18 protein-coding genes and 2 pseudogenes are annotated in these 21,118 nt (G+C 68.8%); 8 read left to right on the forward strand and 12 right to left on the reverse strand.

The features are described 5' to 3' along the window. Positions 1-266 precede the first annotated feature (266 nt). Positions 267-1,418, forward strand: coding sequence for a DNA gyrase subunit B (locus ACFVGS_RS17255; RefSeq protein ID WP_385692910.1), 1,152 nt, complete (start codon positions 267-269; stop codon positions 1,416-1,418). 221 nt (positions 1,419-1,639) lie between these two features. On the opposite strand, the gene ACFVGS_RS17260 is transcribed toward ACFVGS_RS17255, so the two are convergent. The 7 genes from ACFVGS_RS17260 to ACFVGS_RS17290 all read right to left on the reverse strand — a co-directional run bounded on the left by ACFVGS_RS17260 (position 1,640) and on the right by ACFVGS_RS17290 (position 7,879). Further along, positions 1,640-2,515, reverse strand: a complete 876-nt coding sequence (locus ACFVGS_RS17260; RefSeq protein ID WP_385692933.1) for an endonuclease/exonuclease/phosphatase family protein — start codon at positions 2,513-2,515, stop codon at positions 1,640-1,642. A gap of 529 nt (positions 2,516-3,044) precedes the next feature. After that, positions 3,045-3,383 (reverse strand): hypothetical protein, encoded by a 339-nt coding sequence (locus tag ACFVGS_RS17265; RefSeq protein ID WP_385692911.1) that lies wholly within the window; start codon positions 3,381-3,383, stop codon positions 3,045-3,047. Between the two features lie 577 nt (positions 3,384-3,960). Beyond that, entirely contained in the window at positions 3,961-4,458 is a 498-nt protein-coding gene (locus ACFVGS_RS17270) for a hypothetical protein (RefSeq protein ID WP_385692912.1), read from the reverse strand. A gap of 222 nt (positions 4,459-4,680) precedes the next feature. Beyond that, positions 4,681-5,451, reverse strand: a complete 771-nt coding sequence (locus tag ACFVGS_RS17275; RefSeq protein ID WP_385692913.1) for a hypothetical protein — start codon at positions 5,449-5,451, stop codon at positions 4,681-4,683. A gap of 237 nt (positions 5,452-5,688) precedes the next feature. Next, a complete protein-coding gene (locus tag ACFVGS_RS17280) occupies positions 5,689-6,207 on the reverse strand; it encodes a DUF2716 domain-containing protein (protein WP_385692914.1) in 519 nt (172 codons plus the stop codon). A gap of 548 nt (positions 6,208-6,755) precedes the next feature. Then, entirely contained in the window at positions 6,756-7,289 is a 534-nt protein-coding gene (locus ACFVGS_RS17285) for a CbrC family protein (RefSeq protein ID WP_385692915.1), read from the reverse strand. A gap of 335 nt (positions 7,290-7,624) precedes the next feature. After that, a complete protein-coding gene (locus tag ACFVGS_RS17290) occupies positions 7,625-7,879 on the reverse strand; it encodes a LapA family protein (RefSeq protein WP_385692916.1) in 255 nt (84 codons plus the stop codon). A gap of 976 nt (positions 7,880-8,855) precedes the next feature. Here ACFVGS_RS17290 and ACFVGS_RS17295 point away from each other — a divergent pair. Beyond that, the gene (locus ACFVGS_RS17295; protein ID WP_385692917.1) at positions 8,856-9,146 is read left to right on the forward strand and encodes a hypothetical protein; all 291 of its coding nucleotides are present in this window, start codon (positions 8,856-8,858) and stop codon (positions 9,144-9,146) included. Positions 9,147-9,407: 261 nt separating this feature from the next. Beyond that, on the forward strand, positions 9,408-9,548 hold the full coding sequence (locus ACFVGS_RS17300) for a hypothetical protein (protein ID WP_385692918.1): 141 nt from the start codon (positions 9,408-9,410) through the stop codon (positions 9,546-9,548). Positions 9,549-9,816: 268 nt separating this feature from the next. Here ACFVGS_RS17300 and ACFVGS_RS17305 read toward each other — a convergent pair whose 3' ends face one another. Next, positions 9,817-10,002 carry a hypothetical protein gene (locus ACFVGS_RS17305; RefSeq protein WP_385692919.1) on the reverse strand — a complete coding sequence of 62 codons (186 nt, stop codon included), beginning with the start codon at positions 10,000-10,002 and terminating at the stop codon, positions 9,817-9,819. Between the two features lie 549 nt (positions 10,003-10,551). Between ACFVGS_RS17305 and ACFVGS_RS17310 the strand changes: the two genes are divergently transcribed. Both ACFVGS_RS17310 and ACFVGS_RS17315 read left to right on the forward strand, forming a co-directional pair. Next, positions 10,552-12,942, forward strand: coding sequence for a Helicase associated domain protein (locus ACFVGS_RS17310; RefSeq protein ID WP_385692920.1), 2,391 nt, complete (start codon positions 10,552-10,554; stop codon positions 12,940-12,942). Positions 12,943-13,530: 588 nt separating this feature from the next. After that, positions 13,531-14,514 carry a phosphotransferase family protein gene (locus ACFVGS_RS17315; protein WP_385692921.1) on the forward strand — a complete coding sequence of 328 codons (984 nt, stop codon included), beginning with the start codon at positions 13,531-13,533 and terminating at the stop codon, positions 14,512-14,514. A 21-nt stretch (positions 14,515-14,535) separates the two neighbouring features. On the opposite strand, the gene ACFVGS_RS17320 is transcribed toward ACFVGS_RS17315, so the two are convergent. Both ACFVGS_RS17320 and ACFVGS_RS17325 read right to left on the reverse strand, forming a co-directional pair. Next, positions 14,536-14,970, reverse strand: a complete 435-nt coding sequence (locus ACFVGS_RS17320; RefSeq protein WP_385692922.1) for an NUDIX domain-containing protein — start codon at positions 14,968-14,970, stop codon at positions 14,536-14,538. 70 nt (positions 14,971-15,040) lie between these two features. Continuing rightward, positions 15,041-15,370: a DUF6087 family protein gene (locus ACFVGS_RS17325; RefSeq protein WP_385692923.1), complete on the reverse strand. Its 330-nt coding sequence runs from the start codon at positions 15,368-15,370 to the stop codon at positions 15,041-15,043. A gap of 175 nt (positions 15,371-15,545) precedes the next feature. On the opposite strand from ACFVGS_RS17325, the gene ACFVGS_RS17330 reads away from it, so the two are divergent. Further along, complete coding sequence (locus tag ACFVGS_RS17330) at positions 15,546-17,357, forward strand: RNA-binding domain-containing protein (RefSeq protein ID WP_385692934.1); 1,812 nt, start codon at positions 15,546-15,548, stop codon at positions 17,355-17,357. Positions 17,358-17,425: 68 nt separating this feature from the next. Here the strand turns inward: ACFVGS_RS17330 and ACFVGS_RS17335 are convergent. Then, positions 17,426-17,647, reverse strand: a pseudogene (locus tag ACFVGS_RS17335) (WhiB family transcriptional regulator); the annotation flags it as partial. A 701-nt stretch (positions 17,648-18,348) separates the two neighbouring features. On the opposite strand from ACFVGS_RS17335, the gene ACFVGS_RS17340 reads away from it, so the two are divergent. Then, positions 18,349-18,984, forward strand: a complete 636-nt coding sequence (locus ACFVGS_RS17340; protein WP_385692924.1) for a DUF4241 domain-containing protein — start codon at positions 18,349-18,351, stop codon at positions 18,982-18,984. A 225-nt stretch (positions 18,985-19,209) separates the two neighbouring features. Beyond that, positions 19,210-19,987: pseudogene (locus ACFVGS_RS17345) on the forward strand (IS5 family transposase). A gap of 767 nt (positions 19,988-20,754) precedes the next feature. Here ACFVGS_RS17345 and ACFVGS_RS17350 read toward each other — a convergent pair. Further along, complete coding sequence (locus ACFVGS_RS17350; protein ID WP_385692925.1) at positions 20,755-20,985, reverse strand: hypothetical protein; 231 nt, start codon at positions 20,983-20,985, stop codon at positions 20,755-20,757. Positions 20,986-21,118: the final 133 nt, after the last annotated feature.

The raw sequence follows: 21,118 nt of genomic DNA on the forward strand, positions 1-21,118 counted from the left end.
GCTCACCCGCACTCACGGCCGCATGAGACCGAGCGGCAAGTTCTTGAAATTCGTGGCTCCGCGGCCTCCCGAAACAGTGCCGCAGACGGTCCTCTGCGGGCCGCGGCGGACCTTGCCGCGGCCGCGCGTACTCCTCCCGACCGACCGCCCCTCATCGCCTTTCAGGAGTCCGCCGGAGGCCTCGCTCTCTCGCCCCTGACCTGCTGTTTTTATGGGAGATCTCCTAAGTTGGGAGACCTCTGTCGGACACCCTCGGAGGGGGCATCATGAGCGAGGAATCCCATACGTACGACGCCAGCGTGATCGTGGTTCTCGAGGGCCTGGAGGCCGTTCGGAAGCGCCCCGGGATGTACGTCGGATCGGTCGGCGAACGCGGCCTGCACCACCTGGTGCTCGATGCCGCCGAACGGGCGCTGAACGAGATCCTCGGCGGCACCGCCAGCCGTGTCGAGATCACCCTCACCGCCGACGGCGGCGTCCGTGTCGCCGACGACGGCACGGGTCTTGCGGTCGGGTATGCCGGCCACGGCGACGGTCCTCCGCTGGAGAGCCGGTTGACCGAACTCTGGTGCGGGGCACCACCCGCTGACCGGCGCCTGCTGTCCGGCGGCAACTTCGGAGGGGGAATGGCCGTCGTCAACGCCTTGTCGAGCCGCCTGACGGCAGAGGTATGCCGCGACGGCGCCCGCTGGGTGCTGGAGTACGAGCAGGGCGTGCCTGTCGGGGTGCCCGCCCGCACCGGGCCGGCCGAGGCCACCGGGACCGTGATCACCTTCCGGCCGGACGCCGAGATCTTCGAGACTCTGGAGCTCTCGTTCGACACCCTCGCTGCGCGCTTCAGGGAGCTGTCCTTCCTGAACCGCGAGTTGGACATCACCTTGGCCGATGACCGCGACCCCGCGGCACCCCGGACCGTTCGCTTCCGCTTCCCGGGCGGCCCAAGGGACTACGTCGCGCAACAGAGTGCCCCGCTCCACCCGGACGTGATCAGCTTCGAGCGTGAGTACGCCGAGATGGAGGGAACCGTGGAGGTGGCCCTCCGCTGGTGCGACAGCAGCGACGAACGAATCGCAAGCTACGCCAACAGCCGGCCGACCACCGGCGGCGGCACGCACGAACTCGGCTTCCGAGACGGCCTCGCGGCCGCACTCACCGCGTACGCCCAGGAGCACCGGCTGCTCAGCCCGTCCGACCCCGACTTCACCCCCACCCAGCTCGGCGCGGGCCTGACGGCGGTCGTGTCGGTGAAGCTCGATCGGCCCGAGTACGAGGGCGCAACTCGCGACCGACTGGGCAACGGCCCCGTCCGCACCTGCGTCACCGAGGCCGTCCGAGACCACCTGACCGCCTGGCTCCGCGCGAACCCGGCGCAGGCGACGGCCGTCCTCGCCCGGGTCTCGACGGCCGCCCGCCCCTGACAGCAGCACACCGAAGACACCGAAGCCCAGGTCGGGGAGGATCCCCGGCCTGGGGCTTCGACGGCGCAGACGGGCGCAGCAACCTCACCAGCCTCAACAGCTACAGGCCAGGGCAGAGCTCCAACGCGGTCCGAGAAAGGGGAGTACCTCCGCTCGGCCTGGACCAGCCGTGGCCTGAGACACGACGGTTCGCAGCATGGGCAGGCATATTGTCACCAAGATCACTTTTCACCCAGTACGACCCGGGCGGTGACGGGAAGGTGGTCGCTGCCGGTGGCGGGCAGGGTACGGATGCGGCTGACGGTGGCTGTGCGAGCCATGACCTGGTCGATGCGGGCCATGGGGAAGGCAGCGGGGAAGCTGAAGGCGAGGCCCCGCTCGGCCGTGTTCATCCGCGAGGTGAGCGGGGACAGGCCACGGTCGTCGGCGGTGCCATTGAGATCACCGAGCAGGAGGACTGCTTTCAGTTTCTCGTCGGCGATGGCCTCGCCCAGCATGCGGGCGCTGTCGTCCCGCGCGACGGAGGCAAGGCCGCTCGCCTGGACACGGACCGAGGGCAGGTGTGCCACGTACGCCGCGATGTCACCGTGCGGCGTGTGGACCACGGCCCGCAGCCCGCGGCTCCAGGGTTCTGCGATCTGCCGGGGCCTGATGTCCACCAGCCGGGCATCGGTCAGCGGATGCTTCGACCAGAGTCCGACGGTGCCCCGGACGGCGTGGTACGGGTAGTTCGGCGCGAGAGTGTCGGCGTACACCGCCAGCGCCGGCGGCACCAGCTCCTCCAGCGCGATGAGGTCGGGCCCGGCGGCGGCCAGGGCGCGGGCCGTGCCCGCCGGGTCGGTGTTCTCGTCGCTGACGTTGTGCTGCACCACGACCAGATCCCGGGGGCCGGGCCCCGCCCCGGGCAGGAGCAGCTCGCCGAAGAGGTGCATCCAGGCCGCCACCGGTAGCAGCAGCGCCACCAGCGCGGATGCGGAACGGCGCAGCAGGGCCGGGACGAGCAGCACCACGACCACCAGGCCGAGCCACGGCAGAAACGCTTCCAGCAGACTGCCCAGCCGCCCCACGGAGTTGGGCACCGCTCGATGGCAGGCCATGAGCCCGGCCGTGAGCACCGCGAGCACGGCGGTCACCCGCCCCCGTCGCCAGTCCAGCGGCCACCGTGAGACCCGCTCCGCGCACCCGCCCGCAGCCCACGCCCCGGATCGTCGCCGCGCCCACCGGACCACGGTTGCCTTCTCACCCACCACGACGTCCCCTCTGCCTGACCTTGCTGCCCAAGACGGCTTCCCAGGCACATCGGTTTCGGCAGCCGGCATGCCGCCGCGACTGCGCAGCCGGTCAGACCTCGGCACCCGCACGCTCAGCGAACAGGGACCGGCTTGGGAATCCGCCACGCCGTACCGGAGAAGTCCGACAGCCAGGCGATACGCCCGCGTGTGGGATACGCGGTGGACGGCCGCCAGGCTTCGATGAGCAGCCGCCAGTACGCCTCGTCTCGGACTCAGCCGGCTCGCCTTCCGTGAGGTAGGCCGCGCCGTCGGCCTCCCGGTCCTCGGGCGGGCGCGCGGTGACCGGGCGCCGTGGCGATTCCCCGATATGGATCCGGCGATCCGGTGCTGCCGGTCACATGGTGTGGTTGATCCATCGCCGGAGCACCGCATGGGTGGTGTCGTCCAGCGTGCACAGCGCTTCGATGGCGTCGAGGTCGCCGGGCAAAGGTGTGACGCCCGCGGTGGTGAGAGCGGCGTGCAGCTCCAGACGGCGACGGTCGGCCGGGGCGAGTGGAGCGGACAGGCGGCTGGCCGGGTCCGGTGCGGGCAGGAGGTAGTCGCCTGTGTCCATGAAAGCGCCGGCTGTAGACGCGCTCTCCGGTTGACCGTCGATGAGCGCGGCCGGGAACCGATACGGGTCGAGATCTTGCAGCGCCGCGGTGCCTGTGGCCAATGCCTGAAACCCGGTCACGAGTACCTCCTTGGTCGTCCTACCACTGGGGAAGACGACTGGAAGAAGCCTGACGGAGGTTGCGGAGCGGTGCGCATTCCACCCGAATGTCCCCTACAGCATCTCGTCACAAGACGGATGAACCAACCGCGCCAGGCCTCCGACAGGGCGGCCAGGTCGGCATGCCGACTGCGGCCGCCGCCAGATGTACGTTGACTCAGGGCAGGTCTCGAATATGGGGCCTGCTCGATCGAAGATGTGCTGTTTCTCGGAATCGACGTGCGGTTGGAGACCATGAGGTCACCGGCGCGGTGTTGCTCGTCGACGCCGCAGCGTGCGGCAAGCCGCTGGATTGTCCGAGCTGCCGACAGCAGGGACGGAGAGGGCATGCCCCGATCCGCGGCTTCGCCGGCTTCCTCCGCCAGGACCTCGACGCGGTGACGGCCGGCCTGACCCGCGTCTAGAGCTCCGGCGCCGTCGAGGGCCACGTCAACAGGGTCAAACGATCAAGAGAGCCATGTAAGGCCGGGCCTCGATCCGGCTCCTGAGGATCCAAATCCTCACCCGGATTTGAGTCGACGCGCCCTTCGAACAACCTTCAGAGCTGGCCCCTGATCTGCCGAGCGAGCCCGTCGAAGAACTCCTGGAGACTGGCCGCAGCGAGGTCGAACTGATCGAACCACGAGGCTGTGGTCGACCTCCAGACCCGCCCGGATCCTGCCAGCGCGAACAGGTGGCCGCCGCCGTCGCTGGCGAAGACCAGGGCAGGCTCTTCCCCGTTGATCTGGACGGCCCCGTACTCGCGGAAGTGGTCCGCCACCAGCGAGGCCGGGTGGACGAAGTAGCCGTTCTCGACATCGGGCAGGGAGACTTCGTCGATCACCCAGTACATCGTGGTCAGGTCCGAGGGAATCGGCGTCAGCTCCACGAGCGCGTCGGTGGCCTGATGACTCTCCTCCGTAGCGAGCACGACCACGTTGCTGCCTGGCTCGAAGCCGTGCCGTGCCTGGAACGAGTGCACCAGCTTCGCGAGCGTCGAATTCGCCTGCCCACACCAACCGCGAAGCCACTCGGCATCAAGCCGCTCGCCAGCCACGGTCCCTCCCTGTTGCTTCCGGCGGGGACCCGCCCACACGCGTCCCGAAGAACCTACAGGAGCGTTCACGTAGATCTGGGCAGAGCCTTGAAGCTGCCCGCGGGCCGTGAACGTATCGATCCCGACAGAATCCCACGGGTATGGCTATCGTCCGTCAGGTGCAGGCACTGCAGGCAGTGCAGGCCGATGCCCCCAAGAACCGACGGATCAAGGAGGCACGCTTTAGGCCAACTGCGAGATGAGGTAGGCCAGAGCGGCCGCCGCGCCTAGGCAGCCAAGGACGAACAGACAAGAGAAGGCTCGTCGCGAGCGCAGGCTGGCAGCGCGGGAGACACCACTGCCGTAGGGCGGGGGCGGGAGTGGCGGCTGGCTTGCTCCGCCGAGAGGACCTGAAGGCGGGCCATCGAAGTACCGCCCCCCTTCAGGGCTAGGCTCTCGGTACGGTTCGACGAGCGGAGCCATGGTTGTGCTCCACTCCGGCGGAGCGTCGTCCGGCGAGATGCGCTCGCGCAGTGCGCCGGCAGCCGTCCGCTGCCAGACGCGGCCCGCCACATCCCTGAACTCCACTGTCACCCGTGCGAGGTCGAGTTCGCTGGTCGAATCCTGTGGATCACGAACAAAGAACAAGGACCTGCCCGGCGTCAGCAGCCGCCGGCTGGTCGGAGTGACGCCTAGCACGAGATCCTGCCGCCGATCGACGTGCGGCTGCAGAGGAGTGTCGCCTGCCAGGACGTGCACGTTGCTGACAGGCTGGCTGCTGCCGTTGTAGACCTCGACGTGCAGGCCGTCGGCTTCGATGAGAGTCGAGATCCAGCTCGCCTGGCGGATCCGTTCCGTCCGATCCGCCTCCTCCTGGAGGCGTCTCCGGTCGGCCGCTTCACGTTCGTCGCGCCGCTGCTGAGCTCGCTCGGCACGTTGGCCGTGCCGGTAGCCGACGACTGCGGTCGCCACAGACACGAACAAGCCGAGGATCGCGATCACCGTGCCGATCATGTCCCCACCATGCAGCCTGACCGCCCCTTGGCCTGGTAGCGGCACCTAGGTTTCCCGGCGTGCCGCAGTCATTGCATGTCTGGCTCCGCCGTGCGGTCGCCTGAAACCTGCGCTGGCCAGACCAGGGCAGCCGGGAGCTGCAGCAGCCGTTCGGTGCGCACCTGCGGCGCCCCTGGCGAGGCTGCCGGCACCATGGTCGGATCCGCTGCAAGGCCCAATTCCGAGCGGAATCACTGACTACTGCTGATCGGTAGCGCGACCGGATCTGCGTATCGGCACGCCGAGAATCTCGTCGACCTGGGCGGCAACGGTGTCGAGGAATGCCTGCCCGAACAGACACAGTGAGTGCTCCCAGGGGTGCCCGAAGCTGCCGGTCAGGAAGTCCTCCGTGAGATAGATGTAGTAGTCGCCATCCGGGTAGGGGCTCAAAGGCCACCGCTCCTGCCCAGGACCTCCGACCATGCGGGGCGAGAACCGGAACGAGGCGTGCTGCCAGTCCAGCGCGAACAGCCTGTCTTGCGGCAGGACGCAGGCCGTCAGCCCTTGCTGAACTACCTCGACAAGCCGGTCGAGTCGCTTGTAGTCCGGATCGTCGTCCAATGCCGCCAGGCTCCAGGTGACCGAGGCGGTGGGCTCCTTGATTGCAGGCCATTTCGCCGCGTACATGCTTGGCCGGAACGCGAACTCCGCGCAGAACCGATCCCAAACACGGTGGTACTCGGCTTCCTGAAGCTTGAGCACGGGTTCGTTCGTCACCTGTGGATGCTACCGATCAGTCCCGTCGAAAAGCACGAGGATAGGTCGATCACGGAACTCCGTGCCGCCGGTCCTTGCCCAGCGCTCGCGATGAGGAATACGCGGACCGTTCCTGGCCGCGAGGTCGTGTGGGTTCTCCACAACGGTGGTGGCATGGCCCATGCCTCTCGCGCGTCAGTGCGCCGTCATGTTTGTAGCGGTTGTCACTACTGGCGGCCACCACACGGCGGGGGGTAGGCGGCGATTTCGGATTGATCTCTGGCGAGGGTGGGGTGTTGTGAGAGAGCGGTGACAAAAGGCCTGCGACTAGGGCTACGTGCGGCGACGGTTACGCGGTCGCGGTACGACGCCCCATCGCGCGTAGCAGGAAGGATGCCGGCCGTCGTCTGGGCCGGCTCCGCGGGCCCGTCGAGCGCATCGTGGCCTGGCTCGGCGATGCCGGCGCCTGCATCGGCGCTACGAAGGAAATGCCGGCCACTTCTTGGTCCTCGCCAGCGTCGCCTGCACCCCTCATCTGCCATCGCAGACTCACCGGCCCTCACGGTTTTTCAGGAAGCGTCGGCGTAGGCGAGGTGGGTGCCGCAGGCGGTGCAGCGGAAGAGCATGGCGGTGGCTCCTGCGCCCAGGCTGGTCAGGAAGTACTCAAGTCGTGTTTCGTCATGCCATCCGTCGAGGCGCATGTCGGTCCGCAGCTGGTCGAGGGCTTCAGGATGCGCCGCCAACTCGGTGAAGCCGACTTCGCCGATGAACGCGGCGGCGTCCCGGCAGTGGACGAGCCAGTGCGGATCCTGCCAGGCGTGGAAACCAGGGGTGCGGCGGGTGACCTCGTGCACGACGTCCTCGCTGACACCGTCGAGCCCGTAGGAGTCCGTGAATTCACCGGCGAAGCGTTCAGCCGCGCTCCCGTCCGCGATGCACCACGGGCAGAACCGGCTGTTGACGTCTTGAGCGGTGTAGAAGGCGGCCGTGTAGATCCACCCAGTGTTGCGCTTGCAGCAGGCGCACGTCTCGTTGGCCGCGCGGATGGACCCACTCGCGAGGGGGTCTGGGTGATAACGGAAGAAGGGCAGGTCGGGACTCATCGACACTCTTCGATCTGTTTCCCGGTGGCCACGCCCACCGATTCCAAGAAGATCAGTCTGTCTGAGGGCGGGCTTTCGATCAAGGGTGTGGTGGGAGGCTAAGGGCGCATGGAGTCGGCCTGTCAGCTGCTTCGGGGGCGGGGGATACGAAGGTCGCAGCACCGCCGGCCCACCCCGCCACACGCCAGAGCCAAAGTCCACCCAGCCGTGGGCACCGCACGGCCGGCGTTCAAAGCGCCTACTGACGGGTAGGACCACCACATCGTCAGGGCATGGTCCGGACAGCGGCATAGTCAGGCCGTGGGACGCAAGCCAACTGCGCCGGTGTCCCGAGATCAGCGGCGGGCGCGCCGGTAGGCGATGAGCAGGCCTAGGACGATTCCGGCCAGCAGAGTACCCGCTAGGACGGTCCAGAGAGGGAGCGTGACATCGGCGACCCACAGTCGGATGGTGACCGATTTGGTGTTGGCGGCGATAAACCAGACGGCCAAAACGGCGAGCGCGACAAAGCCGATCGTACGCAACCGGATGTCACGCCCCTTGACCGTAAGCTTAGAACGCTCGTGCGATTTCTCAGCTGCTCGGGCCATACCTCCAGTATCAGTCGATCTACCTCCGCGGGGCGACCCGGCAACGAGTCGCAGCCGCAAACTCTGATCGGCGGTCCCACTCGTGGCCCCGACCCGGCAGCCGGCCCTACGGCCCAGGGTGTGGGCAGCCGAACGATCTGTCCCGCCACATTGGAGCAGCCCGCGGCGCTTGTCGAGCGGTTCGCGTCAGGTGCGACGGAGCGGTCGGACGGCCGGTGCCCGCTGTGTCAGGTCGGTCTCGTTGGCGCGGGGACCAGCTCTGGATGGTCTCAGGATGCGCGCCTGGGCTGAACCCAAGTGTCGATCTGGGCAAACCCGTGCGGACCGGCAGCCGAAGCGCGGTATCGAGCGGCAGGTCGGACGTTCTCCCTGATACCTGACTGGACGGGTGTCTCTGTGGTGGCTCCGCGGATTTCGCACGGCGTGGAGCCACAGACATGGAAGCGCCATTCACCTTCAGCTGCGTGAGCCGTCAGGAGGCAAAGCGCCCCACATGAGAGTCCGAAACGAGTCCCGCTTCGTCGGCTGATTCGTCTTCAGCCGGCCGAGCGCATCGGCTTGCCCTTCGCCCAGGACTCGGTGCTCCTCACGGGCTTCCCGTCGCTCGGGTGCCGGCACTTCGCGCAGACACGTGCTCGACAGGCCGGTCCCCACACATGCGCGGGGATCGATATCCCCGCCATGGTGATCAAGAACACGGCTCGCGGTCGACGGCGGAGAGGACCGCGGCTGCGGCTACTCGGATCAGCTCGGGAACCTCGTCGCGGGCAGCAATCCGGTAGGCGACGGTGCGCCAGGCGGCGCAATTCTCGTCAGAGACAGAATCCCAATCGCGCATCTCCTGGGAGGACTCGCACAGTCCGTTGCTGCCTTGATGCTCCGTCGGCTGATCCGCAGGCAGTGCAGTTAGGCGGTTTCGTTTGGATCATGGCGGGGGCGAGTGATGACGGCGGTTCCCGGGTGGCACCCTGGTGCGATGCGACCTGGAACCGACGCCACCGAGAACGACCTGCGGCATCTGCTCAATGAGTGGGATCCGATTGGCGTCGCCGACGAGGTGGCAGACGAGTACGACTGCATGCTTGCACCTTTGCTCCAGCGCCTCCGGGGTGGCGCGGATCAGGCCGAGATTGCTGCGTTTCTGCGGCAAGAGCTTGAGGATCACTTCGGTCTCGACCCTCTGGGCCTGCGACCGGATGCGATGGCAGTCCGAGTGATCGACTGGTGGGCAAATGCCGGCAGGGCTGATGGCACCAGCTTCGTGTAAACGCTTCTTCCGTGTCGCCTGATCGTCTGTCCGGGCGTGTCGTTGACTGACGCGCAGTGGGCGCGGATCGAGCCGTTGCTTCCGGACCGGACGCCGAGGCGGGCGTTCGGCCGGACCGCCGAGAGGTGATCGACGCCATCGCCTGGAAGCTCCAGATCGAGCCTCAGTGGGTGCAGCTGCCGGAGAAGTACACAACTGGCCGGGGGCTACAACCGGCTGCGGATGTGACCCGCCGACGGCACGTGGGAGCGGGTGTTCACCGTGCTTGTGGCACAGGCGGACGCCGACGAGGAGCTGAACTGGGTCGTCTCGGTGGACTCCACGATCGTGCGCTCTCACCAGCACGCGGCCGAAGCCCGCAAGAAGGGGCCACAGCCGGCGAGCCGGACGATCACGCCATAGGCCCCGCGGCGGTCTGACTACGAAGATCCATCTTGCGACCGACAGTGACTGCCGGCGCCTGGTCTTCCATCCCACCGCAGGCTGATGACGCGCCTGCCTTCGCTGACGTGATGGCCCGGCTGCGTGTTCCCCGAAGGCGTGGACGGCCCCGGACCCGGCCAGAAGCCGTCCTTGCACCGCCTAGTTGCCCCGCGCCAATCCCCACCCATCTGCGGCAGCGCGGGATCCGGGCCGTGATCCCGCAGTCCGCCTACCGGGCCGCGGAACTTCAGCAGGGCCCCTTGTCCTGCCCCGTCCCGCACACCGGCCCGGGATCCTCGTAGATCGAGATCAGGAAGGCGATCCAGGCCACCAGGGCCACCAGCATGCCGACGCGCCAGAGCAGTTCGGCGCGGCTGCGCTGGCCCTTGCCGGGCTCGCCGCCGGTCTCCTCGTTGTCCTCGTCGCTGTTCACGATCCCCCTTGGATGAGCGTCCGGGAGAAATACCCGCGACGCACCGGCTGCAACCGGGGCGCGGACACGGCCCATCGGAGGGACGGACTCCGGTCGCACAGGTGCCGGCCTGCCAAATCCGTGCGAGGCCTGCCCTGGAGCACGCTGCGGACGGCTGCCCGGCGCCCCGGGTGGAAGACGGCGTCACGAAGGGCAGGGGCTTCTCCGAGTCATGCTTCCGGGCCCAGCATCCGCATTCCTGGCTGCCAGGACAGCCCATCGCCGGCCGCACGCGGCTCACCGAGCCTCCCCACTCCCTTGAGAATCGGATCATGTGAGGCCAGGAGGAGCCCTGGCCGTTTCCAAGAATCGCCATCACCGGCGCAGGCGAGCGGGCTCTTCTCGGCCACCAGCAGAAACAGGTACGGCCCGGACGCGGAGCTAGGGCTGTACGGGGACGCGGGAATCCCTGGCCGCTGCCCGAGGGGACCCGTGACGGCACGGTCCGCACCGGGACCCCGCCCGCCCTGACGTGGCACTCGCCCGCGAGATGAGGAGAGACACCGAGCCATGGCCGTGAAGCTGCGCGACCACCAGATCGAAGCCGTCGACGCCATCGTTCGCGGCCTGGACATCCCGCCCGGCGGTATCCCTCCGACCGGTCTGCGTGGCCAGGTCCACGCCGCCTGCGGAACCGGGAAGACGATCATCGCGGCCGCGGCAGCACGGCGTATCGCACGCAACGGGCGCGTCCTCGTCCTCGTACCGACCCTGGACCTGCTCACCCAGACCGTGAAGGCCTGGCACGACGCCGGCCATACAGGACCGGCCGTCGCCGTGTGCTCCCTCAACGACGACCCGGCGCTGTGGAGCCGCGGGATGCGGGCGACGACCAATCCCGTGCAGCTGGCCCTGTGGCACGGCACCGGACCCGTGACCATCTACGCCACCTGCGCCTCCCTCGACGTCCTCGCCGAGGCGTTCGCCGGCATCTACGGCCAGCGGCTTTCGCCGATGGACCTGGTGTGCGTGGACGAAGCCCACCGCACGTCCGGATCGCTCGGAAAGGCCTGGGCAGACGTCCACAAGCAGGGCGTGATCCCCGCGGCACGACGCCTGTACCTGACGGCGACCCCGCGGATCTGGCAGGAGCGACCCCCGCACTGGGAAGTCGCCGAAGGCGTCCGCGACGCGCTGCCGCAGGAGATGGCCGCCTCGATGGACGACCCCGATCTCTTCGGGCCCGTGCTCTACAAGCTCTCGCTCGCCTCAGCCGTCTCGCGCCGGCTGCTCGCCCGCTACCAGATCATCGTCATGGAGATCCAGGACCCGCTCGTCACCCCCGAACGGCTCATGGGCGAGGACCGGCACTCCGAAGAGGTCCGAGGACAGCGACTCGCAGCCCTCCAGGCCGCCCTGCTGCACACGATGTCCGACCACCAACTGCAGACCTGCATCACGTTCCACCACCGCACGATGGAAGCCCAGGCGTTCGCCGACGGCCTGCCAGACGTGGCGGCGAAGCTTCATGCCGACGAGCCCGAGACCTACCCCAACCGGATCTGGGCCGACTGGCTGTGCGGCGAACACGCCCCCGAGCACCGGCGCGAGGTCCTGGGCCAGTTCGGCAGCACCGCCCGGCGCGCGATCCTGTCCAACGTCCGCGTCCTGGGAGAAGGCGTCGACATCCGCGCCGTCGACTGCGTCGCGCTCCTCGACCCCAAGGGCGCCCCGCACGACATCGTGCAGGCCATCGGCCGCGCCCTCAGGCAAAAGCCCGGCGAGCGCAAGCTCGCCTCCCTGATCGTCCCGGTGTTCCTCCAGCCCGGCGAGAAGCCCGAGGAGGACATGTTCACCTCCGCCTCCTACCGCCCGCTGGTCAAGGTCCTGCAGGCCCTGCGCTCCCACGACGAAGAGGCCGTGGAGCTCCTGGCCATCCCGCAGGAACCGCAGAAGGACACCGCGCAGCCCTCGCAGTACATCGGCCCGCCGCCCGAGGAAGGCGAGGAAGAATCCCGCCTCCTGCTGCGCTTCGCCTCCCGCCGCGACCCCGCCATGATCGCCGACTGGGTCAGCTTCAACATTATCGACACCGAAAAGCAGGACTGGGCCCGCGGCTGGTCGAAGCTCAAGCAGTACACCCAGCGCGAGGGACACGCCCGCGTCCCCTACGGACACAAGGAAGGCGCCTACCCGCTCGGGCAGTGGATCGCCGAGCAGCGCCGCACCTACACCGTCGGGCAGATGAGCGGCCAGCGCGCCCGACGGCTGGAGAAGCTCGGCATGGTCTGGTCGCCGGCAGACGAACGGTTCCAGGAGAACCTCGCCGCAGCCAAGGTGTACCACGAGGAGCACGGCACGCTCTGCGCGCCCCGCACCGCAACCGCGCTGGACCGGCCGATCGGCCAGTGGCTCTCCAACCTTCGCCGCCCTGGCGCCCTCGACGACCACCCCGAATGGGAAGCAGCGCTGCGTGAGGTGGACGAGCACTGGAACCCCGCGTGGCCGGCCGACTGGCAGCGCCATTACGCCGCCCTGCGCGACCTCGTCGCCGACGAGCCCGGTCAGCCTGACGTACTGCCCGGCGTCACTGTCTACGGCATGGACGTCGGACGATGGCTCGCCCGACAGCGCCAGCACACCCTGTGGACCGCGCTGGCGGACGGACAGCGCGAGCTCCTGGAGCAGCTCGGCGTCACACCCCTTCCACCCGAGCAGGCACCCGCCAAGCCGCCCAAGGCGGCCAGGAGCGCCTTTGAACGAGGCCTCGCCGCCCTCACCCAGTACAAGGACCGCACCGGCACCGTAGGACCCGTCAGCCGCACGCACATCGAACGCCTTGAGAACGGCACCGAATTCAAACTCGGCGTCTGGCTCTCGAACGCCAAGACCAGGCGCACCAACCTCACCTCCGACAAGCTCGCCGCGCTCGCCGCACTTGGACTTGAATGGGCATCCTGACCCCCCTACAGCGGTCCTCCGCCAGACGCGGAAGAGCGCTGCCGTAAGAGAGGCTCGAGGGGGCCCTCCTCGCGTGTCAGTCCCAGTTCGGGTCGCCAGCCGCGCCCCAGCCGCTGTCCTGGTCGATTCCCCAGCCGGGGTCGACGCCCCAGCCGGTGTCGCCCTGCACGCCCCAGCCGGTGTCTCGTCGCATGGTTCCCCTCCTTGTGGTGCCGCGGCGCTGGTGCGCGCCAAGGGGCGACCGAATCCGGCATATGCCAGATACGGCCAGGTCCGTGCTACCGGTTCGTCAGCTGGCTTTCACGTAGACGCCGGTGGTCCTGCGAGGCGCCGTCCCGGAGCGCCCGTATCGGGCGTTGACGCGGTCCAGCTTTGGTTCCAGTGGGAGACGGTTCTCCTGCTCCCCGTCGAGCGGGATCTGCGTCCCGGGGCCTTCGTCGGCCGCCCGAAATCTTCGGCGATGAGGGTGAGGCCGCGGCTCCTGGCCCCGCTGAAAGCCCATGGCGTCCAGGAGCCGGAAGGCGGCCGCAACAGTTATGGGTGGGGTGGCCGAAGGTATCCGTCGGGTGAAGTGAGTAGCCTGCCTCCATGGTTGCGGGTGAGGGAACCGAGCACATCGGTGTCGATCTTGAGGGCCAGGGCTGGGATGCGACGCGCGTCTGGGTTGAGAAGGGGCTCACCGAGACGGAACGCATCGAGGATGTCGCGCGGCTGCGTGGCGGCTGGACGTCGGAGATGCGCCGTCTGGACGTCTGTGGGCCGGCAGGTCGACGCGCGTTGGTCCTGCGTTCTTTCGTCAAGCCCTTCTACGTTCGACACGCGGAGGGCCTGCTGAACCGCGAGGCAGCCGTTCTGCGTCTGCTCGGCGGCACGGATGTACCCGCGGCCGCGCTGGTGGCCGTGGATGCAACAGCGCAGTACTGCGATCACCCCTCCTTGTTGATGTCCCTGTTGCCCGGGGCAGTGCGCCTGAGCGACAAGGGGGCCGGCCAGCGTGCCGAACGACTGGCCCGCCAGTTGCTGCGTATCCACCGGGTGTCGGTGACCGCAGAGACACGGCCGCGCGCGTATCAGGCGTGGACCTCTCCCGAGCGGGTGAGCCCGCCCGAAGACACCGAGCGGCCTGAGCTGTGGCAATGGGCCGTGGACGTGATCCGCCGCGAGCCCCCGGAGTACCGGGCCTGCTTCCTGCACCGGGACTTCCATCCCGGCAATGTCCTCTTCACAGGCGACGGCGACGGGCTGCGGATCAGCGGCGTCGTCGACTGGGTGGAGACCTCGTGGGGACCGGCCGACCTGGACGTGGCCCATTGCTCGACGGCCCTCGCCCTCCTGCACGGGGTCTCTGCGGGCATGCAGTTCGCCGACCTCTACGTTGCGGCGGGAGGGACGCTGGCTGCAGATCACGCTTCTCATCTCTACTGGCGTCTGCTGGACGCCTTGGCCTTCGCTCCGGACGCGGAGAAGGTCGCCGTCCCATGGCGCGAGGTGGGCCGTGCCGATCTGACCCCCACCCTGCTGACCAGGCGGCTGGAGGGATACCTCCAGGCGCTTTTCGCGCGCTACGCCTGAATGGTTCAAGCGCGCAGGTCGCTACGCCGGAGCAAGCAGGTCGCCGTGGACAAGGGCCTCGCGTACGGCGACGGAGATCTCCTCGGGCAGCAGGTTCAGTTCGGCGAGGGCTTCGGGCGTGAGGGGGATCTCCTCAAGGAGGTACTGCCCACGGTCGTCTCCCTGGAACTCGGGGCCGCTGCGGTCGTTGAAGTTCCATGATGTGATGCGGGCGAGGTAGAAGTGTTCGGTCTCGCCGGCTGCGTTCGTCAGCCGGTGGAACAGACGCACGATCTCCGCCTCGCCGGCGACCTCTTCGCGGATCTCGCGCAGGAGCGCGGCTTCGTGGCTGGCGTCTGTGTCTTCGACGCCGCCGCCGACGACCACCCAATAGGGGGAGCGTCCGGGGCGGACGCGCTTCATCAGGAGCGTGGTGTTGCTCGGGGTGATCAGGATGGCGCGGACGCGCTGCTTCACGGTTCGGTCTCTCTTGTGGCTGGGGCGGGGGACAGTGCTGCTGCGGGTGCCGGTCCCGTGCGGTTGGAAGCTACCGATCCCCCTCCTTCGGCGCCGGTTTGCGGTGCCGCCCCCGGCCCTCACGCATCGCGGTCGGTGGGCGGTCCCATTCGGCGGGCTTGTCCTGCTCGGGCGGTGGCGGATACAGCAGGGCCTGGGCCGCTGCCAGGTTCTCGACCACTCCGATCACCTGCCACTGCGTTCCGCTCCATTCCTCGATCGCCCGGGGAACGCTGGGGGCGACGTGGGCTCCGCGGTGAGGGCCGTCGCCCAGCGGTACGGCGCGCAGTCTGCCTTTCGATGCTGCCTGGCGCTCGGCACGTCGGCGTGCCCACTCTTCCAGCGGCTCTTCGTCCTGCATCTGTGGATCGTCGCCGAGGTTTCCGCTCGTTGGCCACCGTGTCCCTCGGCGGGTGTCATCGCTCCCGGGGAGCAGAGGGAGAGAGGTGCGGTCGCGGGGCAGTGCCCGTGCGTAGGCGGGAACTTCGAAATCCGGTGGTCCGGCGTGTGCGGCGGTGGATACTGCCGAGGTGGTGATGGATCTCAAGAGCGCGCTGGCCGCGCTGGACGCCCAGGAGCCGGGCTCGCTGCTCGGGATACGCGAGACGCAGTGGCTCGACGCGAAGGCGGCCCCGTACCAGCTGGCGGACCCCAAGGCGGTCGAGGAGCTCAGCAAGGATGTCGCGGCGTTCGCCAACGGGGGCGGCGGGGTCATCGTCGTCGGCATCTCCACCCGCCTCGAGCATGACGAGGAGGTTCTGGACCGTGTCGTCGGCCTCGACCCGGCCGCAGTAAACGTGGACCAGATCCGCAAGTTGATCCGTCAGCGCATCTCCCCGGCTCCCCGCGGGGTGCGCGTCGGATGGTCGGGGGCGGGCGGGGAGCGGGTGCTGTTCATCGACGTCCCCGCGCAGACCGATCATGCGCTTTTCGCGGTGCCGGCCCCGGTGGGAAAACCCGGTGCGCCACGCCAGGACACGGTGGCGGTGCCGATGCGGGACGGCGACAGCACGCACTGGCTGCCCCGGGCCGAGCTCGTGCAGCTGCTCTCCGCCGGCGTCAGGGCCTCTGGCGTGCCCACTGCCCAGGCTCTGACCGACCTCGCGCGGCAGGCCGTGTCCGAAGCCGCACCCGGCTCTGGGCTGCGCGTCGGCCAAGGCCTGCCCGACCGTGAGCGGGAGATGCGGGCGGCCTACGAGCAGCTCGCCGACGCGGGACTGGGGGAGCCCGCCGGGGAGGCGTGGGCGCAGGGCGCGGCCGCGCTGCAGGATCTGCGGCACGAGGTGAACGGCGAACCGGGCTGGGTGCTATGCCTGGTGCCTGGGCGCCCCGCGGTCGTCGTCGCCGAGCCTGCCTGGCAGGCGATCGTCGAAACCGGCCGACGGGCGCCGGGCGGTCTGGATCCGCTCGCGGCCGTCGGCTTCCCCCGCCCGCCGGCGGGCACGGACGCCCCGTGGGTCATCACGGCTGCCGCCCGGCGCGTGGACCTCGACGGCGGTTCGTGGGGTCCGGGCGTCTTGGCGTGCTCGGGGCGTGGCGTGTGGCGGTGGCAGCCTCTTCCCCGCTTCAGCCTGGACCAAGGCCGCTCTGCCGAGATCGGGACCGCCGGTCAGGCGCCGGCGCTGCGCCTTCGGGCGCTGGTGAACCTGCCCTGGGCCGAGGCCAGAACACTTGAGATCAGCAAGCCCCGGCGCATGACGTTGGAACAGCTGCTTCCGCACAGTGCGCTGGCCGGCGCGGTGACAATCCTGTCCCGCCGCCGCGGCGCCGAATTGCCCGCCGCTCGCTGGGAGCGAGGGCCGTTCGGCAACTCCAGCCGGTGCGCCGGCTACACGTGCACGATCGCCGGGCCCGACGGCACCCCGGCCGTGAAGGCCTCCGTCATGCTCACCCTGCCCACCACGATGGAGTCCACCGTGGTCGCCTGCGCGGACGTCCTGATCGAGAACCCGGAGGCGTGGGCGGCGGCCATCGGACCCGGATGGGACACGCAGCTAGGTCTCGACGAGGTCCAGGCGGTGCTGCTCGCCGCATGGGAGACGGCAGCCGAGCTGCTGCCCGACGCCGTCGGCGATCCGGCCGGACTGTCGTGGGCCGCGCCGCCCACTACCGAACTGCGGATCACAAGCGAAAAGCCCACCGACAACGGCGTCCGGCCGGGACTGGACACGCTCGTCGACCTGGGGCCGCTCGGACCGAACGACGGAGGTCCCACGTCGCAGCTGGCCATCGCCATCACCGCGGCGCCGGCCATGGAACGGGCCGATCGGCAGCGCCTGCTACGGGAGGCACTGGTGCACATGGCCGACGCGTACGGGTACGTCGACGCCGAGTTCAACCTGCTGTAGGTATCGTGCCGGGCCGGGCCGTCACGTGGTGGCTTCCAGTCCGGCGCGCCGGCGTCGGGGCGGACGAGCCGTTCGTGTTCGGACCGGACAGCCTCTAGCAGGCGGCGCCAGGACGTGACCAGCGGGCGCCGGCGCAGGAGGGCCCGGCGATCACGTTGGTCATCCCGCCTCAGATTCCATGCTCGATCCGGTGGTCGAGGGCGTAGGCGAGGCACTCGGTGCGCACCGGGCACCCCTGTGCAGACGGCCTTGGCCCTGTCACAGGCGGCGGTTACCTTGCAGCTCAGCACAGCACCATGGCAGGTTGCAGGAAGAGGAGCGGCAGTGGTCGTTGAGGTGGGGTACGCGCAGGCGTGGGACCTGGAGTCTTGTGCGCCCTGGCGGCCGATGTCAGCTGAGGAGGCTCGGGAGCGGGATGCTGCCGGGCTTCCGTACGTGGTGGTGTACCGGGAGCCGGCCAGGAAGGCTCCGTTGGAAGTCCGGCTGGTCTCCTGGCGGGACCACTACGTCGGGCTGTGGGTCTACGACGCCCACGGTCGCCGCACTCACGATGTGGACATGCGGCTGCTGGACGACCCGTCGCGGCTGCTGCGCCGGTACTCCGTCGGCTGGTACTACACAGGCCCAGAGATGGCGGAGTTCGACAAGGCGTGCCCTCGCATCACCGTGGACCTCTTCCCCGACGGGAGGGGCCTGCGGACAGGAGCGGCAGGGGCAGGGCGGCGGCGCCTACGTCACCTCGCCCAAGCTCCGGGACGACGAGCGCTGGATGGGCCGTCCTGCCTTCGGGGAGTGGCCGCTGCTCTCGGCCCGGGTACACGGGCTCATTGAGCCGCCGGTGTTCGAGGCGGCGGAGGTGGCCGAGGCCGCAGAGCCAGGTGACGAAGACGCCCCCGCTACCTGCTGGCGTCCGCCGCGCCCCGCGCAGCCCGGGCCCATCAACGAGTTGTTTCGGCCCGGGATGCGTGTGACCGACGGGTACCACCCCGAGATGACCGTCGTGGAGCCGCGCCGGGTCGGCACCCTGCGCGTGCCCAGCGGGCTGCTGGCCGTCTCCGGCCCGGACATCGACCACGGCGACGGGCCGCGCATCACGGTCCCTGTCCCGCCCGGGGAGTATGTACTCGGCGAGGCCCAGGTCCGCTTCAGCTACCACTGCGAGTGGCGGGACGCCGAGGTCACGACCACGCAAGCCACGGCCGTCCGCCTGCTCATCAGCGAGGTACCCGCAGCGACCTGGGAGATGGCCCTCGCTCCGGACGACGATCCCCGCCTGTTCATCGAGAAGCAGATAGCCGGCTTCGACACTGACGGAGCCACCGGCTGGTTCGCCGACGCCGGGGCCTGGAAGCCGCTCATCGCGCTCTTCGAGCGGGGGCTGATCCAGGGGGAGCCGGACCTGGACGGCTACGAGGACATCGACGACGGTTCCATGTTCATGCAGCGCACCTGGGACGAGGCCTCCGGCGGCGAGCTCATGGCCTTCGCGACCACTGGGGACGGCACCTACCCGGCGTGGGTCGGCCGTTCCGAGGCCGGTGACGTAGTCGCTGTCGTGGTGCTCCTGGAGGGGATGCCCGAGCTGCTGCTGGAGCGGGACGGAACCTCCACCGATGCGGCTGTGTAGGCAGGGTCCCGCCTGCGGTCGCAGTCGCCGGCGCAGTTGCAGCCGGCGACGATCTCGGCAGCACGGTTCACAACACTCGGCGGGTCCCTCCCGAGCTCGTGAACATCGACTTAGAACCCCTAACGAAATGATCTTCGAAGGGGTTGGATCACTCCGGGACCGCTGATCCGGAGGTGTGCGGTGGCGCGGCCGAAGCCGTGGGAAGTCGACGACGAACTGTAGGCAGTGATCGAGCCGCTACTGCCCAAGGTTGAGCGCCGGGCCCGGCACCCTGGGCGCAAGCGGCATCCGGACCGGTTGGTGTTCCAGGGCATCCTGTTCGTTCTGCACACGGGGATCTCCTGGGAACACCTGCCGCAAGAACTCGGCTTCGGGTCGGGCATGACCTGCTGGCGGCGCCTGGCCGAGTGGACCGAGGCTGGCGTGTGGTCCCGGCTGCATGAGGTTCTCCTCGCCAAGCTCCGCAACGCCAACGCCCTGGACTTCTCCCGGGCGGCGGTCGACAGCTCCCACATCCGCGCGTTAAAGGGGGAACCAAGACCGGACGAAGCCCTGTCGACCGGGGCAGGACGGGCAGCAAGCATCAACTGATCACCGATGCCACCGGCATCCCGCTCGCCGCCACCCTGACCGGCGGCAATCGCAACGACGTCACCCAGCTCATCCCACTGCTGCAGGCCCTGCCGCCCGTGCGGGGCAAACGCGGCCGGCCCCGGCGGCGCCCGGACGTGGTGCTGGGTGATCGGGGTTACAACCACGACAAGTACCGCCGACTAGTCTGGGACCTCGGGGTGAAGCCAGTGATCGCTCGCCGTGGTACCGAGCACGGCTCCGGCCGGACACTCAGCGCTGGGTCGTAGAGCGCACGTTCGCCCACCTGCACTGGTTCCGCCGTCTACGCATCCGCTGGGAGATACGCGACGACATCCACGAAGCCTTCCTCAGACTCGCGTGCGCGTTGATCTGCTGGAGGCGGCTCAGGTCATTGCGCGGGCAACCCTAGAAGGGGGGCCAGCAGGAACCAGGGGGAGGCGTGGGGTTGACACGATTCCCGCGACGCATTTCCAATGGCCAGCGCTGGTCAATGACGGCCGCGGCGTCCTTGCAGGCGCCACACGCGTTGCTCCGATCCGGCATCCACCAGTACGGCGAGACCGAGAGACCCTCGTGTTCTATGCCGCACAGGGTCGCGCCAGAACCTGTGTAGGCGTAGGCCGTGTCATAGGCATGGGCCACGTTCTCAGGGAGGCTCGGTGATTCTGCCCGCTCCCAGCGCCTGTACATGGGCTGGTACTGCGGCCGTGAAACCTCATGGGGATCATGTCCCAGCTCGGTCCACGCGTAGCACCAAGAGCAGAACCACCGCTCCTTCACCGGCAAGTCCCACGCCTCTCGCCGTTCCGCTACCGGCGCCTGCCGCATCTGGTGTCCACACACATCACACGTCACAGCCGGATCCTGCCATGACAACTCCACACCTACCTCTGGCAGCAGGACCCTCGGCCGAACCGCATTCCGATAGGGGTTCTAAGAGAGGCCCGACGGGTCCTCCTCGCGGGTCAGTCCCAGTTCGGGTCGCCAGCCGCGCCCCAGCCGCTGTCCTGGATCCTCCAGCCGGGATCGACGCCCCAGCCGGTGTCCCCCTGCACGCCCCATTCGATGTCTCGTCGCATGGTTCCCCTCCTCGTGGTGCCGCGGCGCTGGTGCGCGCCGACGGGGCGACCGTATCCGGCATATGCCGGATACGGCGAGGTCGGTGCTCCCGGTTGGTCAGCTGGCTTTCAGGTAGGTGCCGGCGGGCCCTGCGAGGCGCCGTCCGGACCTCCAGTACCGGGCGTTGATGCGGTCCAGCACCAGTTCCACGAGGAGACGGTTCTCTCGCTCCCGGTCGAGCGAGATCGGCGTTCTGGGGCCTTCGTTGGCGGCCCGCAGATCTTCGGCGATGAGGGTGAGGCCGCGGATCCTGGCCCGTTGAAGCTTGTGCTTCACGGTGCGGTGCACACGGTGTACGAGGAGAGGGGCGGCCACCTTATGTCTGTCGGCCGCCCCTCTTCACGTGGCTGGATGGCCTACTTGGTGTAGTAGCCGAACACGTCCGTGATCTCGTGGGTTGCCCCGGCGTTGTTGTAGATGT

It is taken from the genome of Streptomyces sp. NPDC127114 (assembly GCF_042677525.1).
In the GTDB taxonomy this organism is placed as follows: domain Bacteria; phylum Actinomycetota; class Actinomycetes; order Streptomycetales; family Streptomycetaceae; genus Streptomyces.

Excerpts from the sequence above, each read along its gene's own strand:
- ACFVGS_RS17290 (WP_385692916.1), bottom strand. The coding sequence starts at position 7,879 with ATGGCCCGAGCAGCTGAGAAATCGCACGAGCGTTCTAAGCTTACGGTC.
- ACFVGS_RS17285 (WP_385692915.1), bottom strand. The coding sequence starts at position 7,289 with ATGAGTCCCGACCTGCCCTTCTTCCGTTATCACCCAGACCCCCTCGCG.
- ACFVGS_RS17295 (WP_385692917.1), top strand. The coding sequence starts at position 8,856 with ATGCGACCTGGAACCGACGCCACCGAGAACGACCTGCGGCATCTGCTC.
- ACFVGS_RS17315 (WP_385692921.1), top strand. The coding sequence starts at position 13,531 with ATGGTTGCGGGTGAGGGAACCGAGCACATCGGTGTCGATCTTGAGGGC.
- ACFVGS_RS17275 (WP_385692913.1), bottom strand. The coding sequence starts at position 5,451 with ATGATCGGCACGGTGATCGCGATCCTCGGCTTGTTCGTGTCTGTGGCG.
- ACFVGS_RS17310 (WP_385692920.1), top strand. The coding sequence starts at position 10,552 with ATGGCCGTGAAGCTGCGCGACCACCAGATCGAAGCCGTCGACGCCATC.
- ACFVGS_RS17330 (WP_385692934.1), top strand. The coding sequence starts at position 15,546 with ATGGATCTCAAGAGCGCGCTGGCCGCGCTGGACGCCCAGGAGCCGGGC.
- ACFVGS_RS17325 (WP_385692923.1), bottom strand. The coding sequence starts at position 15,370 with ATGCAGGACGAAGAGCCGCTGGAAGAGTGGGCACGCCGACGTGCCGAG.
- ACFVGS_RS17260 (WP_385692933.1), bottom strand. The coding sequence starts at position 2,515 with ATGGCCTGCCATCGAGCGGTGCCCAACTCCGTGGGGCGGCTGGGCAGT.
- ACFVGS_RS17340 (WP_385692924.1), top strand. The coding sequence starts at position 18,349 with ATGACCGTCGTGGAGCCGCGCCGGGTCGGCACCCTGCGCGTGCCCAGC.
- ACFVGS_RS17255 (WP_385692910.1), top strand. The coding sequence starts at position 267 with ATGAGCGAGGAATCCCATACGTACGACGCCAGCGTGATCGTGGTTCTC.